Source organism: Inquilinus ginsengisoli (assembly GCF_050434925.1).
Classification (GTDB): Bacteria; Pseudomonadota; Alphaproteobacteria; order DSM-16000; family Inquilinaceae; genus Inquilinus; species Inquilinus ginsengisoli_B.
Genome location: NZ_JBNDJK010000001.1, coordinates 6,544,901 through 6,571,358, shown reverse-complemented (window position 1 = coordinate 6,571,358; position 26,458 = coordinate 6,544,901). Strand labels below are relative to the sequence as shown.

General features: G+C 68.8%; 24 protein-coding genes. 7 read left to right on the top strand and 17 right to left on the bottom strand.

The features are described from left to right. From QFZ27_RS31255 to QFZ27_RS31185, 15 genes are all read right to left on the bottom strand, one after another. Nucleotides 1-1,932 (bottom strand): glycoside hydrolase family 127 protein, encoded by a 1,932-nt coding sequence (locus QFZ27_RS31255; protein ID WP_429230363.1) that lies wholly within the window; start codon nt 1,930-1,932, stop codon nt 1-3. Nucleotides 1,933-1,972: 40 nt separating this feature from the next. After that, a complete protein-coding gene (locus QFZ27_RS31250) occupies nt 1,973-2,827 on the bottom strand; it encodes a carbohydrate ABC transporter permease (protein ID WP_429230362.1) in 855 nt (284 codons plus the stop codon). Next, complete coding sequence (locus QFZ27_RS31245; RefSeq protein WP_429230361.1) at nt 2,824-3,753, bottom strand: carbohydrate ABC transporter permease; 930 nt, start codon at nt 3,751-3,753, stop codon at nt 2,824-2,826. Before QFZ27_RS31245 ends, QFZ27_RS31250 begins: the two co-directional genes overlap by 4 nt. Before the next feature lie 244 nt (nt 3,754-3,997). Next, nucleotides 3,998-5,245, bottom strand: a complete 1,248-nt coding sequence (locus QFZ27_RS31240; RefSeq protein WP_429230360.1) for an ABC transporter substrate-binding protein — start codon at nt 5,243-5,245, stop codon at nt 3,998-4,000. Between the two features lie 59 nt (nt 5,246-5,304). Then, the gene (locus QFZ27_RS31235) at nt 5,305-6,357 is read right to left on the bottom strand and encodes a LacI family DNA-binding transcriptional regulator (protein ID WP_429230359.1); all 1,053 of its coding nucleotides are present in this window, start codon (nt 6,355-6,357) and stop codon (nt 5,305-5,307) included. A 387-nt stretch (nt 6,358-6,744) separates the two neighbouring features. Next, nucleotides 6,745-7,629: an ABC transporter ATP-binding protein gene (locus QFZ27_RS31230; protein WP_429230358.1), complete on the bottom strand. Its 885-nt coding sequence runs from the start codon at nt 7,627-7,629 to the stop codon at nt 6,745-6,747. Continuing rightward, the gene (locus tag QFZ27_RS31225) at nt 7,626-8,474 is read right to left on the bottom strand and encodes an ABC transporter ATP-binding protein (RefSeq protein WP_429230357.1); all 849 of its coding nucleotides are present in this window, start codon (nt 8,472-8,474) and stop codon (nt 7,626-7,628) included. Before QFZ27_RS31225 ends, QFZ27_RS31230 begins: the two co-directional genes overlap by 4 nt. Then, nucleotides 8,471-9,358 (bottom strand): ABC transporter permease, encoded by an 888-nt coding sequence (locus QFZ27_RS31220; RefSeq protein ID WP_429230356.1) that lies wholly within the window; start codon nt 9,356-9,358, stop codon nt 8,471-8,473. The genes QFZ27_RS31225 and QFZ27_RS31220 overlap by 4 nt, the downstream gene beginning before the upstream one ends. A gap of 3 nt (nt 9,359-9,361) precedes the next feature. Next, on the bottom strand, nt 9,362-10,339 hold the full coding sequence (locus QFZ27_RS31215; protein ID WP_429230355.1) for an ABC transporter permease: 978 nt from the start codon (nt 10,337-10,339) through the stop codon (nt 9,362-9,364). A gap of 161 nt (nt 10,340-10,500) precedes the next feature. Beyond that, nucleotides 10,501-12,159, bottom strand: coding sequence for an ABC transporter substrate-binding protein (locus QFZ27_RS31210; RefSeq protein WP_429230354.1), 1,659 nt, complete (start codon nt 12,157-12,159; stop codon nt 10,501-10,503). A 78-nt stretch (nt 12,160-12,237) separates the two neighbouring features. Next, complete coding sequence (locus tag QFZ27_RS31205) at nt 12,238-13,275, bottom strand: glycoside hydrolase family 3 N-terminal domain-containing protein (protein ID WP_429230353.1); 1,038 nt, start codon at nt 13,273-13,275, stop codon at nt 12,238-12,240. 64 nt (nt 13,276-13,339) lie between these two features. Then, nucleotides 13,340-13,825 carry a GNAT family N-acetyltransferase gene (locus QFZ27_RS31200; protein ID WP_429230352.1) on the bottom strand — a complete coding sequence of 162 codons (486 nt, stop codon included), beginning with the start codon at nt 13,823-13,825 and terminating at the stop codon, nt 13,340-13,342. Between the two features lie 206 nt (nt 13,826-14,031). Then, nucleotides 14,032-15,042, bottom strand: a complete 1,011-nt coding sequence (locus QFZ27_RS31195) for a calcium-binding protein (RefSeq protein ID WP_429230351.1) — start codon at nt 15,040-15,042, stop codon at nt 14,032-14,034. Next, complete coding sequence (locus tag QFZ27_RS31190; protein ID WP_429230350.1) at nt 14,976-15,968, bottom strand: calcium-binding protein; 993 nt, start codon at nt 15,966-15,968, stop codon at nt 14,976-14,978. Before QFZ27_RS31190 ends, QFZ27_RS31195 begins: the two co-directional genes overlap by 67 nt. Nucleotides 15,969-16,101: 133 nt before the next feature. Further along, complete coding sequence (locus QFZ27_RS31185; RefSeq protein ID WP_429230349.1) at nt 16,102-17,085, bottom strand: LacI family DNA-binding transcriptional regulator; 984 nt, start codon at nt 17,083-17,085, stop codon at nt 16,102-16,104. A gap of 251 nt (nt 17,086-17,336) precedes the next feature. Here QFZ27_RS31185 and QFZ27_RS31180 point away from each other — a divergent pair, with 251 nt between their 5' ends. From QFZ27_RS31180 to QFZ27_RS31150, 7 genes are all read left to right on the top strand, one after another. Then, on the top strand, nt 17,337-18,530 hold the full coding sequence (locus QFZ27_RS31180; protein WP_429230348.1) for an ABC transporter substrate-binding protein: 1,194 nt from the start codon (nt 17,337-17,339) through the stop codon (nt 18,528-18,530). Between the two features lie 58 nt (nt 18,531-18,588). Continuing rightward, nucleotides 18,589-19,464, top strand: coding sequence for a carbohydrate ABC transporter permease (locus QFZ27_RS31175; protein WP_429230347.1), 876 nt, complete (start codon nt 18,589-18,591; stop codon nt 19,462-19,464). Then, the gene (locus tag QFZ27_RS31170) at nt 19,461-20,366 is read left to right on the top strand and encodes a carbohydrate ABC transporter permease (RefSeq protein ID WP_429230346.1); all 906 of its coding nucleotides are present in this window, start codon (nt 19,461-19,463) and stop codon (nt 20,364-20,366) included. The genes QFZ27_RS31175 and QFZ27_RS31170 overlap by 4 nt, the downstream gene beginning before the upstream one ends. 4 nt (nt 20,367-20,370) lie before the next feature. Further along, the gene (locus QFZ27_RS31165; protein ID WP_429230345.1) at nt 20,371-21,456 is read left to right on the top strand and encodes an ABC transporter ATP-binding protein; all 1,086 of its coding nucleotides are present in this window, start codon (nt 20,371-20,373) and stop codon (nt 21,454-21,456) included. Between the two features lie 30 nt (nt 21,457-21,486). Next, nucleotides 21,487-22,254 carry a sugar phosphate isomerase/epimerase family protein gene (locus QFZ27_RS31160; protein ID WP_429230344.1) on the top strand — a complete coding sequence of 256 codons (768 nt, stop codon included), beginning with the start codon at nt 21,487-21,489 and terminating at the stop codon, nt 22,252-22,254. A 174-nt stretch (nt 22,255-22,428) separates the two neighbouring features. Continuing rightward, nucleotides 22,429-23,580 (top strand): Gfo/Idh/MocA family protein, encoded by a 1,152-nt coding sequence (locus tag QFZ27_RS31155; protein ID WP_429230343.1) that lies wholly within the window; start codon nt 22,429-22,431, stop codon nt 23,578-23,580. Nucleotides 23,581-23,750: 170 nt separating this feature from the next. Beyond that, entirely contained in the window at nt 23,751-25,142 is a 1,392-nt protein-coding gene (locus QFZ27_RS31150) for an FAD-binding oxidoreductase (protein ID WP_429230342.1), read from the top strand. Between the two features lie 160 nt (nt 25,143-25,302). Here QFZ27_RS31150 and QFZ27_RS31145 read toward each other — a convergent pair whose 3' ends face one another. Continuing rightward, the gene (locus tag QFZ27_RS31145; protein WP_429230341.1) at nt 25,303-26,031 is read right to left on the bottom strand and encodes a class I SAM-dependent methyltransferase; all 729 of its coding nucleotides are present in this window, start codon (nt 26,029-26,031) and stop codon (nt 25,303-25,305) included. A gap of 62 nt (nt 26,032-26,093) precedes the next feature. Next, a complete protein-coding gene (locus QFZ27_RS31140; RefSeq protein WP_429230340.1) occupies nt 26,094-26,420 on the bottom strand; it encodes an NIPSNAP family protein in 327 nt (108 codons plus the stop codon). Between the last annotated feature and the right edge of the window lie 38 nt (nt 26,421-26,458).

Sequence of the window (26,458 nt, the reverse complement as noted above, 5' to 3'; positions counted from 1 at the left end):
TCAGGCCGTCCGCACCCAGACCAGCATCTCGCCCGGATCGCGGTTGTCCCAGGCGTAGTAGGGCACGGCCCTGACCCGCACCGGCCGCTCCGCCAGCGGTGCTGTGCGGTACAACTCGTCGCCCCAATCCGCCGGGGACCCGGCCCGGGCCTCGCCCTCCAGCGTCACCACCCCGCCCAGCAGGCCCGGCTCCTCTCGCGCGGTTAGTGCCGCATCCGCCGGCAGCACCACGCTGTTCAGCGGCACGCCGTGGTCGATGCCTTCCAGGCAGTAGACCAGCGGCCCGCGCCGGATCGCGGCCCGGCCGGCATCGTGACGGATCTCCGGATGGGCGTGGATCCGCTCCACTGCCAGCTCCAGGTCCAGCCGCACCGTGTCGCCGGCCGCCCAGCGCCGGGTGATCGCGGCATAGCCGTTGCGGGTGATCGCGGCCAGGTTCTGGCCCTCGCCGTTCACTGAGAGCGTCGCCTTCCGGCACCAGCCGGGGATGCGCAGATGCAAGGTGAAGCTGGCCGGCGCCTCCGGCTCGACGGTCAGAGCGATGGCGCCGTCCCAGGGATAGCGTGTCGCCTGGGTCAGCCGCACCTTGCCGCCGGCGACGTCGAGCGTCGCGGTGCTGTCGCCATAGAGATGGACGGCGATCCCGTCCTCGGACTGGCCATACATGTAGCTGCCGATCGAGGCGGTCAGCCGGGCGATGTTGGGCGGACAGCAGGGGCAGCGGTGCCAGGTCCAGCGGTGGTGGCCGCCGCGGCTCTCCAGCGGGTTCTCGTAGAAGAAGGTGGCGCCGTCCAGCGACAGGCCGGAGGCGGCGCCGTTGTACAGCGCCAGCTCCATCATGTCGGCGTAGCGCGCATCGGGGCCGAGGCCGAGCATCCGCCCGGCCCAGAACACCAGCCCGACCGCGGCGCAGGTCTCGGCATAGGCGCTCTCGTTCGGCAGGTCGTAATCGGCGGTGAAGCCCTCATTGTCGGCGGAGGGGCCGAGGCCGCCGGTGACGTAGAGGCGCTTGCTCGTCAGGTCGCGCCACAGCCGCTCCAGCGCCAGGCGCAGGCTGTCGTCGCCATACTCCATGGCGATGTCGGCCATGCCGCTGTACAGGTACATGGCGCGGACGGCGTGGCCGACGACCTTGTCCTGCTCCCGCACCGGCAGATGCGACTGGTTGTACTCATAGGTCTTGAAGATGTAGTCCTTCGGGTCGCGACCTTGCTCGCGCGCCTCGGCATCGTAGAAATGCGGCTGCCGGCCGCGTTCGTCGATGAAGTACTTGGCCAGATCCATGTATTTCTGCTGCCCGGTGACGCGGGCCAGCTTGACCAGCGCCAGCTCGATCTCCTCATGGCCGCAATAGCCGCGCTTCTGGCCGGGGCCGGTGCCGAGCACCGCGGCGACGTGGTCCATGAAGCGGCACATGATGTCCAGCAATTGCCGCTTGCCGGTGGCCTGGTAGTAGGCGACGGCGCCTTCGATCAGGTGGCCGGCGCAGTACAGCTCGTGGCAGTCGCGCAGATTGGTCCAGCGCAGCCCCGGCTGGATCCGCTGGTACCAGCTGCTGAGATAGCCGTCGGGCTGCTGCAGCCGGCCGTACAGCTCGATGACATGGTCGACCTTGCGCTCCAGCTCCGGGTTCGGGGTGCGCTGCAGGCAATAGGCCGCGGTCTCGATCACCTTGCCGAAATCGGAATCCCAGAACATCTGGGCGGTGACCAGCCCGCCATGGAACGGGATCTTCACCCCGGGCGAGGGCGCGTCGGGGTCGATCTGCTGCAGCATCCCGGCCTCCTCGCAGCGCTGGTACAGTGTGTCGGCGGTCCTGGCGCAGACGGCATCAATGCGGCCGCCCCAGAAGCCGCGGACCTCGACCTGCGGCACGGCGGGCGGGCGGAAGCGGGCGCGGGGCGCAGTCTCGGCAGCGAGGGCGAGGGTCATCCGGAACTCCATTGATCGATCGGTCGGTCAGGGAATGCGCCTACTTCACCGCGCCGGCCGTCAGGCCGCGGATGTAGAAGCGCTGCAGGGCGAGGAACAGGATCAGGCAGGGGATCATCATCACGGTGACGCCGGCCTGCACCGCGCCCCAGTTCACGGCGCCGAAGCGGCCGGAGCGGACGGCGGTCATCAGGATCGGCAGGGTGAACTTGTCCTGGTCGGTCAGCAGGATCAGCGCCGCCAGGAACTCGTTCCAGGCGGCGAGGAAGGCGAACAGCGCCACGGTGACGATGCCGGGGAACACCAGCGGCAGCATCACCCGGGCGAGCAACTGGAGGCTGCCGGCGCCGTCGATCCGCGCCGCCTCCTCGATCTCGCGCGGCACCGCGTCGAACGCGTTGCGCATCATGAAGATCGAGAAGGGCAGCTGCAGGGTGACGTAGATCAGCACCAGCCCGGCCAGCGTGTTCTGCAGCCCCAGCCTGGTCAGCAGCAGGAACAGCGGCGTCAGGATCGACTGGAACGGGATCATGATCGTGGCGATGACCAGGACAAACAGCGCGTTCTTCAGCGGGAAGCGGAAGCGCGAGAAGCCGTAGCCGCCGAGCAGGCTGACGATCGAGGTGATGACGGCGGTGGCCAGGGCGACGGTCAGGCTGTTGCCGGCATAGTGGCCGACCCCGGCGCCGAAGGCGTCGAGCGCGGCGTAGCTGTCGGTGCTCCAGCCCGCGCTCGGCCAGGGCGGCAGCGGCGGCAGGTTGGCCTCCGACGCCGGCTTCAGGCTGGCCAGCATGGTCCAGGCGATCGGGGCGAGGAACAGCAGGGCGGCGATCAGCGCCGCCGCCTGCAGCAGGAAGCCGGGGGCGGCCCGGCGCAGCGGCACGGCCGTGCTCATGACTCGCCCTCCGGATGGCGCAGCAGGCGAAGCTGGACGACGCTCAGGACCAGCAGGATGGCGAGCAGCACCATCGACAGCGCCGCGCCGTAGCCCAGGCGGAACGAGACGAAGGACTGGTTGAAGATCCAGTAGACCGCGGTCACGGTCTGGTTGCGCGGGCCGCCGCCGAGGATGATGTAGAACTGGTCGAAGGCCAGCATCGATCCCGTGACCGACAAGATCAGCGCCAGGGCGATGGTCCGGCGCATCAGCGGCAGGGTGATGCGGCGGAACCGGGCCCAGGGGCCGGCGCCGTCGATCTTCGCGGCTTCCAGGTAGTCGGCCGGGATGCCCTGCAGCCCGGTCATCAGGATCACCATGGTGAAGCCGGCGACCTTCCACACCACCATGGCGATGATCGACCAGAAGGCCGGGTCGAAATCGGCCAGCAGGTTGGCCCGGCCCGCGGTCAGCCCCAGCGCCTCGGCCGCCGGGCTGAACAGGCCGGCATCGACGTTCAGCAGCCAGGCCCAGAGCAGGCTGGCCGAGGCGAAGCCGACAACCACCGGCAGGAAATAGGCGGTGCGGTAGAAGCTGCCGAAGGGCCGCGGCTTCTCCACGAACAGCGCCAGCGGGAAGGCGGCGGCGAAGATCGCGATGGTGACGACGACGGTGTACAGCGCGGTGAAGCGCAGCGCGTTCCAGAACCGGGTGTCGCGGGCGATGGCCAGGTAGTTGTCGAAACCGATGAACCGCGACACGCCCATCAGCGGCCAGTTGTGCAGCGACATCCACGCCGTCATCGCTAGCGGCACCACGAAGAACACCACCACCAGCGCCACCGCCGGCAGGACGAAGAGCAGGCCTGCCCATTGGTGCCGGCGGATCGGGCGGCGGCGGGCGAGGGGCCGCGGGATGGCGCCAGCGGCTTGAGTCGTGGACATCAGGCCTGCCTCCCCGGCGAGCCGAGTTCTTTCTTGTCCCCCCTCCCCTTGCGGGAGGGGGGCAGGGGGAGGGGGCTGCGCGCGTCCGCGCGCGAATGCGGAGAGGGTCGATCTCGTCGGAACCGGTTTGCGACGGTCAGGGCTGGCCCAGGCGGAGACAACCCCCTCCCCCTAACCCCCTCCCGCAAGGGGAGGGGGGACTCGTTTGGGTTGGCCTCGGCGTTTCTGGATGCCATCACCGGCCTCAATTCCCCGGGGCGCTGTCGATGATGCCCTGCATCGTCTCCTGGGCGTTGGCGAGGGAGGCGTCGATGTCGTCGCCGAAGAACACCTCGTTCACCATCTGCGCCCAGGGGCTGTTCATGCTGTTGATGATGTCGTTGAAGACCACGGAATAGGGCGTCCGGCCCTTCTCCATCGCCTCGGCGGCGATCTTGTAGCGGGGGTCGAGGTCCTTCAGCGCCTCGCCGGAGATGTCGCTGCGCACCGGCAGGCTGCCGTAACGGGCCAGCAGCGTCTGCCCTTCCAGCGAGTAGGAGAAGTCGAGGAAGGCCTTGATCGCCTTCAGCTTGGTCGTGCCCTTGGTGACCACGAAATTGTCGCCGCCGGCGAAGGACGACCAGCCGCCGGTCTTCCCCGGCAGGAAGGTGACGCCATAGTCGATGTCCGGATACTGCGTGTTGAGCGCGCCGATGGCGAAGGCGCCGGACGGGGCCAGGCCGATATTGCCGCGGGCGAAGGCGGCGAAGAAGTTCGACCCGGTGTCGGTCCGCGCCCCCTCCGGCACCAGCCCCTTGCCGACCATGCTGCGATAGAAGGCGATGGCGTCGCGCATCTGCGGCGTGTCCAGCGTCGCCTTGCTGCCGTCCTCGGTCAGGATGTCGCCGCCGCTGGCCCAGATCAGCGGCGTGAAGGTGAAGATGTTGCAGCCGCCGCAGGCGCCGGAGAAGTAGAAGCCCTTGATGTCGCCGCCCAGCGCCGCGACCTTCTCCGCCGCCGCCTCGATCTCGGCCCAGTTGGTCGGACCCTTGTCGGGGTCGAGGCCGGCCTGGCGGAACAGCTTCTTGTTCCAGATCAGGACCGAGCTGTCGGCGGAGTAGGGCAGGCCGTAGATCCGGTCCTTGTAGGTGCCGGTCTTCACATGCGCCGGCGACAGCTTGTCGAAATACGGCAGCGACTTGGCCCAGTCGGTGATGTCCTCGAGCTGCCCGGCGGCGGCGAAGGACGGGGTGTAGATCAGGTCCAGCGACAGCGCGTCGGGCGCCGCGCCGCCCGCGGCCGCGGTGGCGTATTTCTGCACCAGCTCGGCCACCGGCACGATCTGCAGCTCGGCCTTGTCCTCGTGGCTCTGGTTGAACGCCTCGACGATGCGGGGCATGAAGTTCGACCCGTCGGACCGCACCCACAGGGTGAAGGTCTCGGCCGAAGCGGCGGAGACGGTGAGGGCCAGAAGGGCGATGCCCCCGGCCAGGCGCTGCATCAGACGCTTCATCTCGTGTCCTCCCTCGGTTCCGGCCGTCCTTCGGGGCGGCCTTGTTGCTCGGCGTGCTCTCAGACGGGCGGGGCGCCGCAGGACGCCCGCACCACCAGGCGGCAAGGCAGCTTGCGGATGCCCGGTTCGATCGGTTGGCGGTCGACCAGCTTCAGCAGGGTCAGCCCGGCCTCGCGGCCCAGATCCTTCAGGTTCATGTCGACCGTGGTCAGCGGCGGACGCGTCGCGGCGGCGACGATCTCCCAATTGTCGAAGCCGATCACGGCGACGTCGTCCGGCACCCGCCGGCCGCGCTCGCGCAGCGCGTCGACCACGCCGCGGGCGATCTGGTCGTTGCCGCAGAACACCGCGTCGGGCGGGCGGCCGATGCCGTCGAACAGATAGCCGGCGGCCTCATGCCCCCAGGCCTCGGTCCAGTGCCCGGTCAGCACGCCCTGTTCGGGCTCCTCCAGCCCGACCTCGCGCAGCAATTCGCGATAGGCCTTGGCCCGCTGGTGCACGACGCGGAAACTGGACGGGCCGGTGACATGGGCGATGCGCTTCCGGCCCAGCCGGGCGAGATGCTCCATCGCCAGCCGGGCCCCGGCCTCGTCGTCGGAGACGAAGCCGATCGACTCCGGGTCGGGCTCGGTGAAGGCGTAGATCACCGGGATGCCGAGGCTCGACAGGTCGACCGGCAGATGGCGGTCGATCCGCTTGCCGGAGGCGATGATGCCGTCGACCCGCTTCTCCAGCATGGCGTCGACATGGGTCTGTGCCAGCCGCGGATCGTCCTCGATGTTGCACAGGAAGACCGAGACGCCGTTGTCGACCAGCGCGTCGGCGATGCCGGCCATCACCGGCAGGGTGAAGCGGCCATAGGTGTCGTTGGTGAGCAGGCCGACGGTGAAGCTGCGCTGCCGCGACAGGCTCTGCGCCAGCCCGTTCGGGCGGAAGCCCAGCGCCTTGGCGGTCTGGCGCACCCGTTCCCGCGTCTCCTCCGCCATCCGGCCCTGGTCGTTCAGCGCCTTCGATGCGGTGGCGACGCTGACCCCGGCGGCCCGCGCCACGTCGCGCAGCGTCACCGGCCGGCCGGGCCCGTTCGGAGCGGATCGTGGTGACCTCTGGTCCATGCCGAGCCTGGTTGCGCCTTGATGAGAAAGTGGTTTCTCTCGTCACCTTCGTGAAGTTTGCCTTCAAGTGTGAGAAACCGTTTTCTCAAGCACGGTAAGCGAAGTCGCCAGGGGTCGGCAAGTCGGAATCATCGGCTTTCAAACTTTGGACCAGCCTCTGCCTTCCATCCTCCCCCTCTCCTTGCGGGAGGGGGCAGGGGGAGGGGGTTCTCTCGGCGCGAACCAGTCCTGACTGTCGCAAACCGGCGCGGACGCGAGTTCGGTGCCCTGCCTTGTATGCGCGCGGACGCGCGCAGACCCCTCCCCCTTCCCCCCTCCCGCAAGGGGAGGGGGAGAGTAGAAGGGGTAGACGGCTCCAAATGCCGGGGGATTCCGACTCGCAGCCGGTCAGGCCGCTCGCACGAAGTGGTTGCCGGCGATCTGGCGCACGCCGCCGGTCATGCGGGCGGCGTCGCGAGCCTGGGCGACGAGGTCGGCCTGAAGCTGTGAGGCCTCGCCGTCAAACGGCCGCTCGGGGTCCGGCACGGCGGAGAGCAAGAGCTGGGTGTAGGGGTGCTGCGGCGAGTCGACCACCGCGCCGGTGTCGCCCCATTCGACGATCCGGCCGGCATACATCACCGCGATTTCCTCGGCGACGTAGCGCGCCGTGGCGATGTCGTGGGTGATGTAGAGGAAGGCCATGCCGCGCTCGCGCTTCATCCGCTCGAGCAGGTTGAGCACGCCGAGCCGGATCGAGACGTCGAGCATCGAGGTCGGCTCGTCGGCCAGCACCACCTCGGCCCCGACCGCCAGGGTGCGGGCGATGTTGACCCGTTGGCGCTGCCCGCCGGACAGCTGGTGCGGGTATTTCGGCGCGGTCGAGTCCGGCTCCAGCTCCACCGCCGCCAGCAGCTCCATCACCCGGGTGTTGAGCGCCTTGCGGCCGGCGATGCCGGCATGCAGGGACAGGGGGCGGGCGATGTGGTGGAAGATGGTGTGCACCGGGTTCAGCGACCCGAAGGGGTCCTGGAACACCATCTGCACCGCGCGGCGATACGCCAGCAGCTCGGCCGTGCCGTGCAGCGCGGCGACGTCGCGGCCGCGGAACAGCACCCGGCCGGCCGAGGGCTGGTGCTGCAGCATCAGGATCCGGGCGCAGGTGGTCTTGCCGCTGCCGGATTCGCCGACCAGCGCCAGGGCCCGGCCGGCATGGAGGTCGATCGACACGTCGTCCAGCGCCTGCAGCGGGCCGAAGCGCTTGCCGACGCGTTCGAGGGCGAGGAGAGGGGTCATGATGCCTCCGCCGCATCCTGCAGCGCCGTGCGCCGGGCCCCGTGCACCGAGGGGAATGAGGCCCAGAGCTTGCGGGTGTAGTCGTGAGCAGGCGCGCGGAAGATCTGCTGCGCCGCCCCGACCTCGACCAGCTTGCCCTTCAGCATCACGCCGATGCGGTCGCAGAACTGCACCATCAGGCTGAGGTCGTGGGTGATGAACAGGATCGAGAAGCCCAGCTTGCGCCGCAGCCCGTCGATCTGCTGCAGGATCTCGCGCTGGACCACGACGTCGAGCGCAGTGGTCGGCTCGTCCATCACGATCAGCTTCGGGTTCAGGGCCAGGCAGATGGCGATGACGATGCGCTGGCGCATGCCGCCGGAGAACTGGTGCGGATAATCGCGCAGCCGCGCCGGGTCGATGTCGACCATGCGCATCAGCTCGACCGCACGGTCATGCGCCTCGACCCGGCTGCAGCCGGTGTGGGTGACCAGCACGTCGCGGAACTGCGCCTCGACCGTCAGCACCGGGTTCAGCGCGTTCATCGCGCTCTGGAACACCATCGCGACCTCGCTCCAGCGGAAGCGGCGCAGCGCCTCGCCGTCCAGGCGCAGCACATCCTGCCCGTCGAAGCGGATCTCGCCGCCGCTGATCAGCGCCGGCGGCTTGTGCAGCCGGGTGATGGCGAAGGCGATGGTGCTCTTGCCGCAGCCGGATTCGCCGGCCAGGCCGAACACCTCGCCGCGGCCGATGTCGAAGCCGACGTCGTCGACCGCCCGGAAGTCGCCACGGTCGCCGATATAGTCGATGGTCAGGCCCTGCACCGACAGCAGCGGCCCCGGCGCCGCACTCGCATCCGGGCTCACGGCCGTGCCTCCCGCAGCCGGGCCAGCCGCTTCCAACGCGCCATCGACCGGCCGACGCGCAACTGCGGGTTGGCGACCTCGTCGATGGCGAAGTTCGTCAGCGACAGCCCGGCGCCCAGCAGGGCCAGCACGGCGCAGGGCGACAGCAGCTCCCACCACGCCCCGACCGCCATGGCCGAGGCGTTCTGGGCGTTGAACAGCATGATGCCCCAGGAGATGGTCTGCGGGTCGCCCAGGCCCAGGAACTCCAGCGTCGCCTCCGTGATCACGGAATAGATCACGCTGCCGATGAAGTTGATGCCGACGATCGACACCAGGTTCGGCAGCAGCTCGAACAGCATGATGCGCCAGCGCGGCTCGCCGATCATCTCGGCCGAGCGCACGAACTCCTTCTCCCTGAGCGCGAAGGTCTGAGCCCGGGTCACGCGCGCGCCCCAGGCCCAGGACGTGGCGCCGATGATGAGGGCTATGACCAGCGGGCTGGCCTGGCCGATGAAGGCGGCCAGCACCAGCAGCAAGGGCAGGTTCGGGATCACCAGCACGACATTGGTGGCGAAGTTCAGCGCCTCGTCGGTCTTGCCGCCGAGATAGCCGGCGGCGATGCCGACCGCGGTGCCGATCACGGTGATCAGCAGCCCGGCGCCGAAGCCGACCGCCAGCGAGGTGCGGGCGCCGTAGACGAGCTGGGAAAAGACGTCGTAGCCGTTGCGGGTGGTGCCGAGCACATGGGTGGCCGAGGGCGGCTCATGCGGCCGGCCGACCCGGCGCGACGGGTTGTAGTCGGTCAGCAGCGGCGCGATCAGCGCCATCACCAGAAGGAAGGCGACGATGACGAGGCCGATCGCGGCCTTGCGGTTGGACAGGGCAGCCAGGATCATCCGCATGGTTCAGCTCCTGCGCAGCCGGGGGTCGAGCCGGGCATAGGCGATGTCGGCCAGGAAGTTCGCGGTCAGCATCGCCAGGGTCATGATCAGCAGCTGGCCCTGGATCACCGGATAGTCGCGCCCGAGGATCGCCTTGTAGAGGGTGTTGCCGAGGCCGGGATAGTTGAACACCACCTCGGTCACCAGCGACCCGCCCAGGACCTTGCCGATGGCGATGGCCAGATTGGTGACGCCGGGGAGGAGCGCGTTGCGGGCGCCGTACATCAGCATCACCCGCCGGTCGGCCAGGCCCTTGGCCCGGCCCATGGTGACGTAGTCCTCGCCCAGCAGGTTGATCATGTTGTTGCGCATGGTGACCAGGAAGTCCCCGGTCAGCACCACCGACAGGGTCACCACCGGCAGGATCGCGTGGTACAGCACGCTGAGGATGTATTGGGCGGAGAGGGCGGGATCGATCGAGGTGTCGGCGGCGTAGCCGGTCGGGAACCACTGCAGCGTGAAGCCGAAGACGAACAGCCCGAACAGCGCCACCACCACCGCCGGGGTGGCGGTGGAGACGATGGCGGTGGTCGAGACCGTGACGTCGAAGCGGCTGCCGCGGCGCCAGGCGGCGACGATGCCGAGCAGCGTGCCGAGCGTGAAGCTCAAGAGCGTCGCCCCGCCCATCAGCACCAGGGTCCAGGTCAGGGCGCGGCCCAGCACGTCGGACACCGGGGTCGGGAAGTACTTCACCGAGACGCCGAGGTCGCCGGTGAAGACGCTGCCCAGATAGGTCAGGTATTGCTGCCACAGCGGCCCGTCGACGAAGCCGAAGGTCTGCTTCAGCGCCGCCAGATTCTCGACCGACAGCCTTGTGCCGGACTGCGAGAACATGATGTCGATCGGATCGCCCGGCATCAGCCGCGGGATCAGGAAGTTGATGCTCGCGGCCACCAGGAAGGCGACCAGGTAGAAGAACAGTCGTCGGGCGACGAAGGCCATGTGGTCAGGTCATCCGGCTGGTGGGCGGGCTGTGGGCTGATGGTGGTACCGCAATCCCCCATCTGTCATGCCCGGGCTTGACCCGGGCATCCAGAGACTGTCGACGCCGTCTGGATTGCCGGGTCAAGCCCGGCAATGACAGAAAAGGGGAGGGGCCTCGACTACTGAGCCGGCCGCAGCGCCAGCAGGTGCAGCAGCCGCTCGTGGTTGGGGTCGTAGTTCTGCGGGCTGACGAAGGGGTTGTCGGCGGTGGCCCAGCCGGTGAACCGCTTCGAATTGTACTCGTACCAGATCGGGTTGTTGTAGATCGGCACCACCGGCAGCTTCTCCGCCAGCAGCGTCTGCGCCTGGTCCAGCAGGTCCTTGCGCTTGGCGTCGTCGGTGGTCTGGGTGTAGGCGTCCAGCAGTTGGTCCAGCTTCGGATCGAAGAAGCGCTGCGCCGAGAACCGGGTCTTGCCCTTGTTCCGGGAATGGAAGGCGTCGTCCATCTGGTAGTAGGGCGTGGCGCCGACGTACCAGGAGTTCAGGGCCATGTCGAACTTGCCGTCCAGCAGGCTCTGGCGCCACACCGCACCGTCCGGCGTCGCCAGCTTGACGTCGATGCCGATCTGATTGAGGCCCTCGATCGCGATCTGCGAGGTGCTGATCCAGTCGGTCCAGCCATTCGGCACGATCAGGTCGAAGGACAGCCTCTCGCCGTCCGGCGTGTCGCGGAAACCGTCGCCGTCCTTGTCCTTGAAGCCGGCCTGGTCGAGCAGCGCCTTGGCCCCTTCGAGATCGTACTGGGTGTACTTGCCATAGGTCTCCTTGACCTTCGGGTCGGCCCAGCTCTCGAAGCGCTTGCCGAAGGTGCCGGGGTCGTCATTCAGCGTCGGATAGCCGTAGCCGGCGACATTGACCATGGCGTCGCGGTCCATCGCCATGCTGACGGCGCGGCGGAACTCGACGCTGTCGAAGGCCTTGCGATGGACCGGGTCCGGGCTCTCCAGGTTCATGATCACCGCCACCAGGCTGCCCGGCGGGAACCAGTAGCCGTGATGGTCCTTGTCGGAGGCGACATAGGTCTTGTCGATGTCCGGCAGGAAGGAGGCGAACCAGTCCAGCTCGCCGGCGGTGGCCGCGGCCAGGGCCTGGTCGTTGTTGGCGATCTGCGGGAAGCGCAGGCAGTCCACCTTCAGCGACGCCGCGTCCCAGTAGTTCGGGTTGCGGCACTGCTCATAGACCTGCGGGGTGAAGCGGGTGACCTCGGTCATCGGCCCGGTGCCGACCGGGGTCTCGTTCAGGAAGGTCACCGGATCGGCCACGTCCTTCCAGGCGTGCTGGGCGATGATCGGCATCTCGACGATCTTCTCCGGCCCCAGCGCGGTCGGCTCCTTGAAGGTGAACTTCACCTTGGTCGGGCTCAGCTTCTCGACGCCGTCGATCACCTGCCAGATGCTGTTGAAGTCCAGCGCCGGGAATTTCTTCATCAGTTCGAAGCTGAACGCCACGTCGTCGGCGGTGAAGGGCTTGCCGTCCGACCACTGCACGTTCTCGCGCAGGTCGAAGGTGACCGCCTTCAGGTCGTCCGCCAGGCTCATCGCCGTCGCCAGGCGGTAATAGGGCTTGTTGCCCTGCAGCTTGCCGAACACCACCAGCGGCTCGTAGATGAAATCCATCGTGCTCTGGCGGTACGAGGTGCGGTTGAACGGGTTGAAGTTCCGCACCCAGTTCGTCTCCTCCTCGATATGCATCGACAGGACGGTCTGGGCGACGGCCGTGGCGCTGGTCGCCGCCAGCAGCGCGGCCGCGAGCAGGAACACCGACTTCTTCTGTCTCATGACATTGGCCTCCATCTGTGCGTTTTCTCGTTGAACGTCAATCTGCCGGCCTGCGAGCCCGGTCGGCAGCCGGGTGGATCAGGCCGCGGCCAGCAGGGCCTCGACCTCGGCGTGCAGCGCGGTGACGTCGGCGGGGGCGGTGCCCAGGCGCCGCTCCGCCGCGTCCAGCCGGGCGACCGCGGCATCGTCCAGCGGCCGGGCCCGGGCGGCGGCGCGCTGCATCTCCGGCAGCTCGCCATGGCAGTGCAGGGCGATGTCGCAGCCGCCGTCCAGCACCTGGGCGACGCGGTCATGCACCTCGCCCTGCAGCGAGTTCATGAACACGCAGTCGGAGATCAGCACGCCCTCGAAGCCGAGGCGGCCGCGGATCACCTCTTGCGTGATCACCGGCGAGACCGAGGCCGGCCGGTCGCGGTCGAAGGCGCTGTAGACGACGTGGCTGACCATGGCCCAGGGCGTGTCGCGCAGCCGGGCGAAGGGCAGGAAGTCGGTGGCGTCCAGCGTGGCCGCATCGGCGGTCACCACCGGCCGGGTCTTGTGGCTGTCCTCAGTGGCGCGGCCATGACCGGGGATGTGCTTCATCACCGGCATCAGCCCGACCTCGAGGAAGCCGTCCACCACCTCGCGGCCCAGCGCCGCCACCAGCTCCGGATCGCCGGCGAAGGCGCGCTCGCCGATCACCGCGTCGGCGCCGGGCATCAGCAGGTCCAGCACCGGCGAGCAGGCGCTGTTCAGCCCGACCTCGCGCATCATCCGGCCCATGGCGATGGAGGACAGGCGGATGGCGCGCTTGGCCGCCGGCAGGTCGCGCTCGGCCAGCCGGCCGAAGCTGCGAAAGCTGCGGAACATGGGCCAGGCGCCGGAATCGAGATGCGAGACGCGGCCGCCCTCCTGGTCGGTCAGCACCGGCGCATCCGGCCGGCCCACCGCCTCGCGGAAGGCGGCGCACAAAGCGCGCAGCTGCTGCGGGTCCTTCATGTTGCGGCGGCCGAGGAACAGGCCGTAGGGGTTGGCCTCGCGGAAGAAGGCCAGCTCGTCCGCCGACAGGGTCGGCCGCTGGATGCCGAGGACGAGTGCGAGCGGCCGGCCGCCCCTGGACGCATTGGCTGCGGTCACGTCTCAGAACCTCCCGAATGTCTGCGATGGGGCGGGCCCGCCGTGGTCGGGCCGCGCCGTCGGATCACTCCGTCGTCTTGGACCGTATCATGCCGTGGTATAGACCACTTGTGGAACCCGGAATCTCGGTCGCCCCGACGATTTTCTCGTAGAAGGCGACCGGGCCGGCGCCGCCGATGATGGCGTAGGCGTGGCCGAGGTGGCGCATCGCCTCCATGGTCTCGCGCAGCAGCGCCTCGCCGATGCCCTTGGCGCGCTGGCCGGGGTCGACGCCGGTGGGGCCGAAGAAGCCGATGGCGGTGGCGTTGTGGCAGGCGAACCCGAGCAGGGCGCCGTCCTGGACCGCGATCAGGCAGCCGACCGGGCGATGGGCGAAGGCGACCTCGACCTCGCTGGCCCAGCCGTCGCCGAAGCGCTCCGTCACCCAGCGGACGACCGCGCGCTTTTCCGGCGCGATGGCGGGGCGGACGGTGATGCCGGCCGCCGCCATCGCCGCGCGCGACTCCATCGGCGGCGCCAACGCGTAGAGCTTGACCAGAAGATCGGCCATCCCTGCCCTCCTGTTATTCCACAATAACGAAATATGTGACGTTATTGCGTCCTAACAGGTAAAGCCGGGAACGGGGGCGGCGTCAATATGGAAGGCAGGGAGTCCGCCTCAGGCCAGCGTCCAGAATAGTCCGTGGCACATCACTCCGGGTTGCGCCGCGCCCGGACGGCGGGGTGGCGAAAGTCTGGTGAAGGGGCTCGCCGGTATCAGAGCACGAAGTCGGCGGCGACGAGACGGACGGTGCCGGTCAGGGTGATGTGGAAGTCCGAGACCCTGTCGCCGTTGACGTCGCCGGCGACCGTGGTGACACCGGGGCTGGTGAAAGCAAAGCGAAGCTGCCCCGTGACGCCGGTGAACAGTCCGGCCCCGATGAAGCTGAAGGCCTGGTTGCCGGCCACGGTGGTCCGGGCGTCGATCCCTGCCAAGTCGATGCGGTCGCCGTGGGCGTGGCTGAAATCGGTGATCCGGTCGGCATTGGCCCCGACCACGCTGTCGTCGCGGGCGGCGAAGGCGAAGCGGTCCGCCCCGGCGCCGCCGGTGAGCGTATCCTTGCCGGCTCTGCCGAAGAGTGCGTCGTTGCCGTTCCAGCTCTGCAGGACATTGGCCCCGGCGTTGCCGTAGAGGCTGTCGCTGCCCTGGCTGCCGGAGAGGTTCTCGATGCCGGAGAGGATATCGCCCTGCGCCTCGCCGCCGCTGCCGAGGCCGCTGGCGAGGCTGACCACGACCCCGGTCGTACCGCTGTAGTAGCTGGCGGTGTCGAGGCCGGCGCCGCCCTCGAGCCGGTCGGCCCCGGCGCCGCCGCGGAGGATGTCGTTGCCGGTCCAGCCTTGCAGCGTATTGGCGCCGGCGCTGCCGGCGAGGGTGTCGTTGCCCTGGCTTCCCGACAGGTTCTCGATCCCGATCAGGGCATCGCCCTGGGCCTCGCCGCCGACGCCCCTGCCGGTGGCGAGATCGACCGAGAGTCCGACCACACCGGTATAGTAGCTGGCCGTGTCGATGCCGGTTCCGCCCCTCAGCGTGTCCGCGCCGGCGCCGCCCCGGAGGACGTCGTTGCCGGCACCGCCATCGAGGGTGTTCAGCCCGGCATTGCCGACCATGGTGTTGCCGAGACCGTTGCCGGTGCCGTTCACGCTGGCAAGGCCGGTCAGCGTCAGATTCTCCACATTGCCGAAGACGCGGGACGCGTCGGCCAGGCTGAAATGGATCGAGGACTGCACGGTGTCGATGCCCGACGAACCCGCCCAGGCCTCGTCAACCCGTCGCCGGATTCGTCGATGACATAGGTGTCGTCACCGCTCGCGCCGCGCATGGTGTCGCTGCCGGCACCACCATCCAGACGATCATTGCCGGCTCCACCGGACAGCAGGTTGCTGGCGGAATTGCCCGTCAGCACGTTGTCAAGGGCGCTGCCGGTGCCGTCGATCGCTTCCGTTCCTGCGAGGGTCAGGTTCTCGATCGCCGGGAAATCCGCCAGGCTGCGGCTCGTGGTCGAGAGGAGTGTGTCGATCCCGGAGGAATCGCTGATGGTGTCCGCATCCCCCGCCAGAACGTAAGTGTCGTTGCCGGCGCCGCCATCCAACGCGTCGATGCCTTCCTGGCCGTCCAGGGTGTCATCGCCCTCGCCGCCGCTGAGGGCGTCGTTGCCCTCGTCGCCCTTGAGCGCGTCGTCACCCGCGCGGCCGTCGAGCGCGTTTGCCCCGTCGCTTCCGTAAAGCCGGTTGTCTGCTGCATTGCCGGTCAGGTCGAAGGGCTCCGAGTACCCGCCGAACGTCCCATTCTCGACATTCTCTGGGAGAGTATAGTGGGTCGTCAGGCCCCCGAACTGGCTCGGCGCGGGCAGGATTATGATCGTGTCGATGCCGCCATCCGCCTCCTCGATCACCGCGTCATACGCCTCTCGTAGGGGGTTTATGAGGAGAGTCACATCGAACAGCAGGTAAGTGTCGTCGCCCGTGCCGCCGATGAGCCGATCGTATCCCTCGCCGCCGCCCAGCCAGTCATTTCCGCCGAAGCCGTACAGGAGATCCCCGCCCGATCCGGTTGCCACGTAATCGCCGGCCGCGGAACCAAAGATCCTGAACGAGTCGGTGGAGTCCCCATGGGCAAAGGAGGTGTTGGTTACGGTCAGATAGACGTCGGTCATCTCGTCCCCTCCGGCTTGGCTCGGCAGCACCGTTTGCTGCGGTGCGACTGGGAGACTATCAGCCCAGCGGCGCCGCTTCGTCATACGGATGGGGGATGTTGTCGCGATAGACGGCCGGAGCTCCCGGGAGGTCTCAGCCTCCGCTGCTCCTCCGCTCGACCAGCGCGAAGGGCAGGGTGACGTCGCCGCCGATGTCGGACTCGCCGGCGATGCGGCGGCCCAGCAGGGCCATCGCCTCTGCCCCCATGCGGCGGCGCGGCTGGCGGATCGTGGTCAGCGGCGGCTCGTAGGTGCCGGCGAACTGGATGTCGTCGAACCCGGCCACGGCCACATCGCGCGGCACCTCGCGGCCGCTGACGCGCAGCACCCGGATGGCGCCGATCGCCATCTCGTCATTGCTGCAGAACACCGCCGTCGGCGGGGCGGGCAGGGACAGCAGCGCCGCCATCGCCGACTCGCCGCTCGGGATGGTGAAGTCGCCATGGCGGATCAGGCTTGGCTCCACCTCAAGGCCGGCCGCGCACAGGCCGGCGCCATAGCCGGCCAGGCGCTGCTGGGTCAGGATGTTGCTCTCCGGCCCGGCGATGTGGCCGATGCGGCGGTGGCCCAGCCCGGTGAGGTGGGCCACGACCGCAGCCGCGGCGCCCGCATTGTCGATGCCGACCACCGGCACCCTGGCGCCGGGGATCGCCTCCGACACCGCCACGATCCGGCCGTCGAAGTCGCGGTCGCGCTGCAGCCGCGGCGGCAGCCGGCCGTTCAGCAGGATCAGCCCGTCGACCGCGCCGGTCAGCATCTGGCCGGCATGCCGGTCCTCGCGCGCCGGATCCTTGGCGGTGTTGCCGACCAGCATGCTGAAGCCGCGCGCCGCCGCCTCCTCCTCGATGCCCAGCAGCACCTCGGAGAAGAACGGGTTGCCGATATCCGGCACCAGCACCAGGATCTGCCGCGCCTCCTGCCGGCGCAGGCCGCGCGCCAGCGGGTTCACGGCATAGCCGGTCTGGCGCACCGCCGCCTCGATCCGCTCGCGCGTCTCGGCCGTGACCAGGGGCGAGCCGGTCAGCGCCCGGCTGACCGTCGCCACCGAAACCCCGGCCAGCCGGGCGATATCGACCATCCTGGTGCGGTTCGACCCATTCCCGGAAGAAGGCAATATTCGATCCCCGATTCCGCGGTTGACGCCCCAATGTAATCGATTGTACGATCCGGTCAAAATACGGAATGCGCTGCAGTTCCAGTGTTCGCTGTCCGCTGTGCGGGCGGTGATGGGTCCGATGAGCCGGTAAACCGAATAATCGAGGGAGGAGACTTATGAATTTTCCCCAACGACTTCTGCTGTCCGCCGCTTTTTGCGGTGCAATATCAGCGGTGGCTGCGGGAACGGCGACGGCGCAGACCGTCGACGTGATCCATTGGTGGACCAGCGGCAGTGAATCCAAGGCGATCGGCGTGTTCGCCGAGGAGTTCAAGAAGCGCGGCGGCACCTGGATCGACAGCGCCGTGGTCGGCGGCACCGCGGCGCGGCAGGCGGCGATGAACCGGATCGCGGGCGGCGACGCGCCGGGCGCCATCCAGTGGAACATCGGCGTCGCCGTCACCAACCTGGCGAAGGAAGGGCTGCTGGCCGATCTCGACGACCTCGCGGCCGCCGGCAAGTGGCAGGAGAAGCTGCCGCCGCTGATCGTCAAGAACGCCTCCTATGACGGTCATTTCTACGCCGTGCCGACCGACATCCACGGCGACAACTGGCTGTGGTACTCGACCAAGATCTTCCAGGAGATGGGCGCCGAGCCGCCGAAGACCTGGGACGAGTTCTTCCCCCTCGCCGACAAGATCAAGGCCAAGGGCTACGTCGCGCTCGGCGTCGGCGGCGAGCCGTGGCAGGAGGCGCTGCTGTTCCGCTCCGTCCTGATCGGCGCCGGCGGCAAGGAGACCTACCGCAAGGTCTATGTCGACCATGACGCCGAGGCCGCGGGCGGGCCGGAGATGGTCAAGGCCTTCGAGACCTTCGGCAAGCTGCGCGCCTACGTCGACCAGGGCAGCGCCGGCCGGAAGTGGAACGACACCACCACCATGGTCGCCACCAACAAGGCGGCGATGCAGATCATGGGCGACTGGGCCAAGGGCGAGTTCGCCGCCGCCGGCCTGACCCCGGGGAAGGAATTCGGCTGCGCCCGGCCGCCGGGCAACCAGGACGCCTATGTCCTGACCGTCGACGTCTTCGCCTTCCCCAAGCTGGACGACCCGGAGAAGACCAAGGCCCAGAAGCTGCTGGCCGAGGTGATGATGGACCCGGCCACCCAGGTCGCCTTCAACAAGTTCAAGGGCGCCCTGCCGCCGCGGACGGATGCCGAGGTCGGCGCCCTCGACATCTGCTCGCAGGAAGGCCAGAAGGTGATGTCCAAGGTCGAGAACCAGCTGCCGAACACGGCGCTGGCTTTCAGCAACGACGTCGAAGGCCAGCTGCAGGACCTGATCACCCAGTTCTGGACCAGCCCGGAGATGAAGCCGGAGGACGCGGCCAAGCAGTTCTCCGAGATCGTCGCCAACGCCGACATCTGACCGACCACCTCAACCGGACCGCTCCGCCGCCGTGGCGGGGCGGTCCCCGGGAGGGATCATGGCTGCGCTCCGCATCCGATACCTGACGGCCAAGGCCGTGGTCGCGCCGACCGTGCTGGTCATGGCCACGTGCTTCTACGGCGCCATCCTCTGGACCATCTATATCTCCTTCACCCGGTCCAGCCTGGTGCCGAATTACGACTTCGCCGGCATCGCCCAGTACGTCCGGCTGTTCAGCACCGCGCGCTGGTACACCGCCTTCGGCAACATGTTCGTGTTCGGCGGGCTGTTCATCGCTTTGGCCCTGGTGCTGGGCACGCTGCTGGCGGTGCTGATCGACCAGAAGGTGAAGGGGGAAGGGGTGTTCCGCACCATCTTCCTGTATCCGCTGTCGATGTCCTTCATCGTCACCGGCCTGGCCTGGCAATGGTTCCTGAACCCGGCCATGGGGCTGCAGGATTTCGTCCGCGGCCTGGGCTGGGAGGGCTTCACCTTCGACTGGATCGTCGACCGCGACCGCGCCATCTACACCCTGGTGCTGGCCGCCGTCTGGCACTCCTCCGGCCTGATCATGGCGATCATGCTGGCCGGGCTGCGCGGCATCGACCACGAGATCTGGCGCGCTGCCCGGGTCGAAGGCATTCCGCGCTGGCGCACCTATCTTTCGATCGTGCTGCCGATGCTGCGGCCGCTGGTCGTCACCTGCGTCGTGCTGCTGGCGATCGCGGTGGTGAAGAGCTACGACCTGGTCGTCGCCATGACCCGGGGCGGCCCCGGCAACGCCACCGACATGCCGGCCAAGTTCGTGGTCGACCTGACCTTCGAGCGCGCCAATATCGGCCTGGCCTCGGCCGGCGCCGTGGTCATGCTGGTCGCGGTGCTGGCGGCGCTGGCGCCCTATCTCTACATCGAGCTGTCGCGGAGGGCGCGATGACCCACACTGCCGTCGTTGGTGCGATCCCGCGCGCCGCCCGCCGGCCGGCCCGCAAGGTCTCGGCAAGCCGCGCCGGGCTCTACGCCGTCCTGGTGCTGGCCGCACTGTTCTTCGCCATCCCGCTGCTGATCGTGCTGTCGACCTCGCTGAAGCCGATGGACGAGATCCGCGAGGGCTCGATCTTCGCCCTACCGATGGCGCCGACCCTGGAGCCCTGGTCGAAGGCCTGGCTGTCGGCCTGCACCGGCCTGTTCTGCGACGGGCTGCATGTCGGCTTCTGGAACTCGATCCGCATCCTGGTGCCGAGCGTGATCCTGTCGGTGCTGGCCGGGGCGCTGAACGGCTATGCCCTGGCGCAGTGGCGCTTCCGCCATGCCGATAAGATCCTGACCGCGCTGATGCTGGGCGCCTTCATACCGTACCAGGTGATCCTGTATCCGCTGGTCAAGATCTTCTCCAACATGGGCCTCTACGGCACGCTGCCCGGCATCGTGCTGATCCATGTCATCTTCGGCCTGCCGACGCTGACCCTGATCTTCCGCAACTTCTATGCCGGCCTGCCGGAGGAGCTGGTGAAGGCGGCGCGGGTCGACGGCGCCGGCTTCTTCCGCATCTTCCTCCAGATCATGCTGCCGATGTCGGTCAACATCCTCATGGTCGCCCTGATCCTGCAGGTCACCGGCATCTGGAACGACTACCTGCTGGGCTACATCTTCGCCGGCCGCGAGAACCTGCCGATGACGGTCCAGCTCAACAACATCGTCAACACCACCACCGGCACGATCGAGTACAACGTCAACATGGCGGCCACGGTGCTGACCGCGCTGCCGCCGCTGCTCGTGTACTTCCTGTCCGGCCGGTACTTCGTCCGCGGCATCGCCTCGGGCGCCGTGAAAGGATAGGCCCATGTCCGCCGGCATCCAGATCCGCAGCCTGAACAAGTCCTACGGCGCGCTGCATGTGCTGCGCGAGATCGACATCGAGGTCGATCCCGGCGCCTTCACCGTGCTGCTCGGCCCGTCCGGCTGCGGCAAGTCCACCCTGCTCAACGCCATCGCCGGCCTCGACGACGTCGATTCCGGCGAGATCGTGATCGGCGGCGTCGACGTCACCGACGCCGAGCCGAGCGCCCGCGGCCTGGCTATGGTGTTCCAGTCCTACGCGCTGTACCCGACCATGACGGTGCGCAAGAACCTGTCCTTCGGGCTGCGCGTCAACCGCATGCCGAAGGAGCAGGTGGAGAAGCGCGTCGCCTGGGCCGCCGACCTGCTGCAGATCCGTGAGCTGCTGGACCGCAAGCCGGGCCAGCTGTCGGGCGGGCAGCGCCAGCGCGTGGCGATCGGCCGGGCCCTGGTGCGCGACGCCCAGGTGTTCCTGTTCGACGAGCCGCTGTCCAATCTCGACGCCAAGCTGCGCACCGAGATGCGGGTCGAGATCAAGCGTCTGCACCAGGAGCTGGGCTCGACCATCGTCTACGTCACCCACGACCAGATCGAGGCGATGACGCTGGCGACGCGGATCGCGGTGATGAAGGGCGGGCAGGTCGAGCAGTATGCCGACCCGCAGACCCTCTACGAGAAGCCGGCGACCCTGTTCGTGGCCGGCTTCGTCGGGTCGCCGGCGATGAACTTCCTGCCCGGCACGGTGGTCGGCGGCGGCGGCGCCAATGCCCGAATCGAGGGCCACGACCTGCCGCTGGCCGGCTATCCCTTCCTGTCCGAGCCGGCGGCGGGGGACGAGATCGTGCTCGGCTTCCGGCCCGAGGATATCGGCCTGGCCGAGGACGGCGCACCCGGCGTCCAGGTCGAGGCGCCGCTGCTCTTCACCGAGCCGATGGGCGCCGACACGCTGGCCTGGTTCGACCTGGCCGGCAAGCGCGTCTCCGTCCGCCTGTCGCCGGACCGGGCGCGGGGGCTTTCGGGCGGCGCCCGGCTGGCGCTCGACCTGTCCAAGGCCTCCCTGTTCAGCACCCAGACCGAGCGCCGGCTGTAAGGCCGGGCTCCCCGAAACCACGAGGAAGCGATGTCCACTCCGGATGTGATCTCCATCCAGCTCTACAGCCTCCGCAACTATGGCGATCTCGACAAGCAGCTCGATGCCGTGGCGGCCGCCGGCTACCGCCATGTCGAGACGATCCAGTCGCATTTCGACGACGCCGCCGGCACCCGCCGCAAGCTCGATTCCCGCGGCCTGACGGCGTCGTCCGGCCATATCGGCCTGCCGGCGCTGCGCGAGCGGCTGGACTGGGTGGTCGAGGGCGCCAAGACGGTCGGCCTGACCCAGCTGTTCATGCCGGCCCTGCCGACCGAGGAGCGCAAGGGCGGCGGTGAGCATTGGCGCCGCGCCGGCCAGGAGCTGGGCGAGTTCGCGGCCCGGCTGGCCGACAAGGGCATCAAGCTCGGCTACCACAACCACCATTGGGAGCTGGAGGCGGCGGAGGACGGCCGCCCGGTGCTGGCGCATTTCTTCGACGGCGCCAACGGCCTTCCGCTGACCTGGCAGGTCGACGTCGCCTGGCTGGCACGCGGCGGGGCCAATCCGTCCGAGTGGCTGGTGAAGGAGAAGGCGCGGGTGACCTCGGCCCATGTCAAGGACATCGCCCCGGCCGGCCAGAAGACCGACGAGGATGGCTGGACCGATGTCGGCACCGGCACGCTCGATTGGCCGCGGCTGTGGCGCGAATGCCGCGCGGCGGGCGCCGAGTGGATGGTGGTCGAGCACGACAACCCCAAGCACCCCGACGCCTTCGCCAAGGCCAGCTTCGACTTCCTCAAGGGCCTGCCGGCCTGACCTGAAGGTCTTCGCCGATACCGCCTTGTCCCCTTACTGTCATGCCCGGGCTTGACCCGGGCATCCAGAGACTGTCGACAGCTTCTGGATTGCCGGGTCAAGCCCGGCAATGACAGGGTGGGGAAGGGGTGGCACCGACGGACGGCCAACCAAGACACCCCGGAGACTCCATCCATGACCCCCGTCACCCTCGGCATCATCGGCTGCGGCAACATCAGCGACGCCTATTTCCGCGGCGCCGCCGGCTCCAGCCTGGTGCGCGTCAAGGCCTGCGCCGACCTGCGGCGCGAGGCGGCCGAAGCCAAGGCCCAGCAATACGGCGTCACCGCCCTCTCGGTCGACGAGCTGCTGGCCGACCCCGAGATCGAGATCGTCATCAACCTGACCGTGCCGCTGGCCCATGCCGCGGTCGGGCTGCAGATCATCGCCGCCGGCAAGCATGTCTATCTGGAGAAGCCGCTGGCGGCGACGCTGGCCGATGCCCGCGCCCTGGCCGAGGCCGCGGCAAAGGCCGGCCTGCGCATCGGTTGCGCGCCCGACACCTTTCTCGGCGGCGCCCACCAGGCCTGCCGCCGGGTGATCGACGAAGGCCGCATCGGCCAGGTGGTCGGCGGTGCCGCGGCGGTGATCTCGCGCGGCATGGAGATGTGGCACCCGAACCCGGAATTCTTCTTCAAGCCGGGCGGCGGGCCGATCCTCGACATCGGGCCGTACTACGTCACCCAGCTGATCAACCTGCTGGGGCCGGTGAAGCGGGTGGCGGCGGTCGCCACTAAGGGCTACCCGACCCGCACCGTCACCAGCGAGCCGCTCAACGGCCAGATCATCCAGGTCGAGGTGCCGACCACGGTCAATGGCGTGCTGGAGTTCGAGAGCGGCGCCAACATCTCGCTGACCGCGTCCTGGGACGTGTGGAAGAACAAGCGCATCCCGTTCGAGATCTACGGCACCGAGGGCTCGCTGCTGGTGCCCGACCCGAACTTCTTCGGCGGCGCGCCGCAGATCACCGATCAAGGCGGCGACTGGCAGGATGTCGACATTTCCGTGCATCCCTTCGGCGTGCCGAACCGGCCGCTGAAGGATGGCCGGTCGGTGGCCGACTACCGCATCATCGGTGCGCTCGACATGGCCGTGGCGATCCGCGAGGGCCGGCCGCACCGCGCCTCCGGTGACCTGGCGCTGCATGCGCTCGAGGTGATGGAGGCGTTCGCGCTGTCCTCGACCGAGGGCCGGCACGTCACCATCGAGAGCGTCTGCCAGCGGCCGGAGCCGGTGCCGCTGGGCACCGACGAGTCGGTGTTCGTCGCGGCGCGCAAGGCGGCGTAACGGGGAAGGCAGACCCTATTTGCTGTCATTGCCGGGCTTGACCCGGCAATCCAGGAGATGTCGACATTCTCTGGATGCCCGGGTCAAGCCCGGGCATGACAGCTTTGGGGTTGCGGCTTGCTTGCAATGGCCTCCCCCGCCATTCTCGGCCGTCACCGACCGGGACTGCCATGACCACCCTCGACGCCGCCTTCCTCGCCCGCCTCGACGCGCTGCTCGGTCCGGGCGGGGTCGCACGGGCGGAAGCCCTGGCCGGCCTCGATCCCGGCTACCACCCCGACAACCTGGCGGCCGGCATCCAGGCCTCGCCCCGCAGCGTGGATGAGGCGTCGGCGGTGCTGGCGCTGTGCCATGAGGCCGGCGTGTCCGTCGTGCCGCATGGCGGCCGAACCGGCCTGGTCGGCGGCGGCGCCTCGCGGCCCGGGCAGATCGTGCTCAGCACCCGCCGGCTCGACCGCATCCTCGAGATCGACACCGCCGCACGGCTCGCCGTGGTCGAGGCCGGGGTGACGCTGCAGCAGCTGCAGGAGGCAGCCGCCGAACACGGCCTGACCCCCGGCATCGACCTCGCCGCCCGCGGCTCCGCCACCATCGGCGGGCTGATCGCGACCAATGCCGGCGGCATCGAGGCGTTCCGCCGCGGCACCATGCGGAACCGGGTGTTCGGCCTGGAGTTCCTGGGCGCCGACGGCACCTTGGTGTCCGACCTGGTGCGGGTGCTGAAGAACAACACCGGCTACGATCTGAAGGACCTGATCGCGGGGTCGGAGGGCACGCTGGGCATCGTCACCCGGGCCGTGATCCGGCTGGAGCGGCTGGTCGGCCCGGCGGCGACGGCGCTGGTCGCCTGCGCCTCGGCCGAGGCGGCGCTGACCGTGGCCGGGCGGCTGCGCGACCGCTTCCCCGGCCGGCTGCGGGCGCTGGAGATCCTGTGGCACGCTTATGCCGAGACGGTGGCGCGGGAGCATGGCGTTGCCCTGTCCGGCTTCGGCCTCGACCCGGCGCCGGTCTATCTGCTGACCGAGGCCGAGCAGGACCCGGACATCGACATCGCCACAGCGATGGAGGCGGAGATCGGGGCGTTGTGGGAGGAGGGGCCGGTGACCGGCGCCGCCCTGGCGCAGAACGAGCGGCAGCGCGAGATGTTCTGGCGCATCCGCGACGATTCCGACGCGGTCAGCCGGCCCTGCCCGGACGCCAAGACCTTCGACGTCTCGGTGCCGCTGTCGGGGCTGCCCGGCTATGTCGAGCGGATGCGCTCTGACCTGGCCGCGGCCTTCTCGCCGGCGATGCGGGTCTATGTCTTCGGCCATCTCGCTGACGGCAACCTGCATGTCATGATCGGCGACCGGCCGGAAGGGTCGGAGGCGCGGATCGAGGCGATCCTCTATGACGGGCTGGCCGAGGCCGGCGGCTCCTTCTCCGCCGAGCACGGCATCGGGCTGGAGAAGCAGGACGCCTTCCGCCGCTACGGCGACCCGGCCCGGCGGGCGGCGATGGCGGCGATCAAGGCAGCGCTGGACCCGAAGGGGATTCTCAACCCGGGGAAGATCCTGTCCTAGTCGACTGTTTTTGTTCCCTTTCTGTCATGTCTCGCCTTTTTCCTGTCATTGCCGGGCTTGCCCCGGCAATCCAGGGGCCATCGAGAACCGCTCCGGCCGCCCCTGGATCCTCGGGTCAAGCCCGAGGATGACAATAAAAATAGAAATGGAAGGGGGACGGCTACCCCAGCGGCCGGGCCTTCAGCCACAGGAACAGCGGCAGCCGCATCCATTGCTGCAGCAGGGCGTTGCCCTCCGGGTGGTCCGGCTGCGGCTCGCGGATCGAGGTGACGGCCAGGCCGGCGGCTTCCAGCGCCGCGGCATAGGCCTCCAGCGGCTGCGACCAGCCGGCGAAGTCCATGCGCAGCCCGTCGCGCTCCTCGCTGCCCTCGAAGCGCTCGCGGCCGTAATAGCTGCCCTCGAAGATGAAGGGCGCGTCCGGCTCCGGCCCGGCAAAGCGGCCGCGGTCGCGGAACGGGTGGACCAGCGAGATCATCAAAGTGCCGCCGGGCCGCAGCACGCGCCGGATCTCGCGCAGCGCGCCCGGCACGTCCTCGACATCCATCAGCATGTTGTAGGCGACCACCAGGTCGAAGCGGCCGTCCTCGAAGGGCAGGGCGGCGGCGTCGGCCACGGCGTAGTCCTGCGCCGACCCGGCCTCGGCCGCGATCTCGACCAGCTCGGCCACGGTGTCGGCGGCGGTGACGCGGTAGCCCAGCGCCGTCAGCTCGCGCGACACCCGGCCTTCGCCGCAACCCAGGTCCAGCGCCTCGCCCGAGCCGCGGCCGAGATAACCGATCAGCGCGTCGCGATAGGCCCAGAAGGCGTCATGGCCCGGCTTCCGCGCCCAGGCGGTCCAGTCCCGGGCGACGCGGGCCCAGTGCTCCCGGTCGGGTGAAGTCTTCGTCATCGCCCTCTCCGGCAAAAGGAAAGGGCGGCCGTAACCGGCCGCCCCGTCGGTCGGTCAGTCGCCTACTTGACCTTCGAGAACGCCGTCGGCTTCAGGATCGTGTTGGTGATGTGCGACACGATCGGGCCGTCGCGCTCGGTTCCGGCACGCTTCTCGAGCCACTCCGGGTCGGTCGCGAAGGCGGTCCATTTCTGCTCCCGCTCGGCCAGCGACTCCCATTCCAGCAGGTAGTACAGGGCCTGGTTGCTCTCGCCGATGTCGACGGTCCAGAAGCCGGCCTGGCGGATGCCGAAGCGCTCCCAGATCTTCAGGGTGATGGTCTCGAAGCGGTTCACCACCGCCGGCAGCTTGCCCGGCACGGCGTAATAGACGCGCAGCTCGTGAATCATTCTGATCTCCTCCCGCAGGGAAGGGGACTGTGGCCCCG

Bases quoted from the DNA above. Each gene is read 5' to 3' on its own strand.
- QFZ27_RS31255 (WP_429230363.1), bottom strand. From the start codon at position 1,932: ATGACCCTCGCCCTCGCTGCCGAGACTGCGCCCCGCGCCCGCTTCCGC.
- QFZ27_RS31190 (WP_429230350.1), bottom strand. From the start codon at position 15,968: ATGACCGACGTCTATCTGACCGTAACCAACACCTCCTTTGCCCATGGG.
- QFZ27_RS31185 (WP_429230349.1), bottom strand. From the start codon at position 17,085: ATGGTCGATATCGCCCGGCTGGCCGGGGTTTCGGTGGCGACGGTCAGC.
- QFZ27_RS31155 (WP_429230343.1), top strand. From the start codon at position 22,429: ATGACCCCCGTCACCCTCGGCATCATCGGCTGCGGCAACATCAGCGAC.
- QFZ27_RS31160 (WP_429230344.1), top strand. From the start codon at position 21,487: ATGTCCACTCCGGATGTGATCTCCATCCAGCTCTACAGCCTCCGCAAC.
- QFZ27_RS31165 (WP_429230345.1), top strand. From the start codon at position 20,371: ATGTCCGCCGGCATCCAGATCCGCAGCCTGAACAAGTCCTACGGCGCG.
- QFZ27_RS31175 (WP_429230347.1), top strand. From the start codon at position 18,589: ATGGCTGCGCTCCGCATCCGATACCTGACGGCCAAGGCCGTGGTCGCG.
- QFZ27_RS31230 (WP_429230358.1), bottom strand. From the start codon at position 7,629: ATGACCCCTCTCCTCGCCCTCGAACGCGTCGGCAAGCGCTTCGGCCCG.
- QFZ27_RS31240 (WP_429230360.1), bottom strand. From the start codon at position 5,245: ATGAAGCGTCTGATGCAGCGCCTGGCCGGGGGCATCGCCCTTCTGGCC.
- QFZ27_RS31200 (WP_429230352.1), bottom strand. From the start codon at position 13,825: ATGGCCGATCTTCTGGTCAAGCTCTACGCGTTGGCGCCGCCGATGGAG.
- QFZ27_RS31250 (WP_429230362.1), bottom strand. From the start codon at position 2,827: ATGAGCACGGCCGTGCCGCTGCGCCGGGCCGCCCCCGGCTTCCTGCTG.
- QFZ27_RS31170 (WP_429230346.1), top strand. From the start codon at position 19,461: ATGACCCACACTGCCGTCGTTGGTGCGATCCCGCGCGCCGCCCGCCGG.
- QFZ27_RS31235 (WP_429230359.1), bottom strand. From the start codon at position 6,357: ATGGACCAGAGGTCACCACGATCCGCTCCGAACGGGCCCGGCCGGCCG.
- QFZ27_RS31145 (WP_429230341.1), bottom strand. From the start codon at position 26,031: ATGACGAAGACTTCACCCGACCGGGAGCACTGGGCCCGCGTCGCCCGG.
- QFZ27_RS31210 (WP_429230354.1), bottom strand. From the start codon at position 12,159: ATGAGACAGAAGAAGTCGGTGTTCCTGCTCGCGGCCGCGCTGCTGGCG.
- QFZ27_RS31245 (WP_429230361.1), bottom strand. From the start codon at position 3,753: ATGTCCACGACTCAAGCCGCTGGCGCCATCCCGCGGCCCCTCGCCCGC.
- QFZ27_RS31140 (WP_429230340.1), bottom strand. From the start codon at position 26,420: ATGATTCACGAGCTGCGCGTCTATTACGCCGTGCCGGGCAAGCTGCCG.
- QFZ27_RS31220 (WP_429230356.1), bottom strand. From the start codon at position 9,358: ATGCGGATGATCCTGGCTGCCCTGTCCAACCGCAAGGCCGCGATCGGC.
- QFZ27_RS31150 (WP_429230342.1), top strand. From the start codon at position 23,751: ATGACCACCCTCGACGCCGCCTTCCTCGCCCGCCTCGACGCGCTGCTC.
- QFZ27_RS31215 (WP_429230355.1), bottom strand. From the start codon at position 10,339: ATGGCCTTCGTCGCCCGACGACTGTTCTTCTACCTGGTCGCCTTCCTG.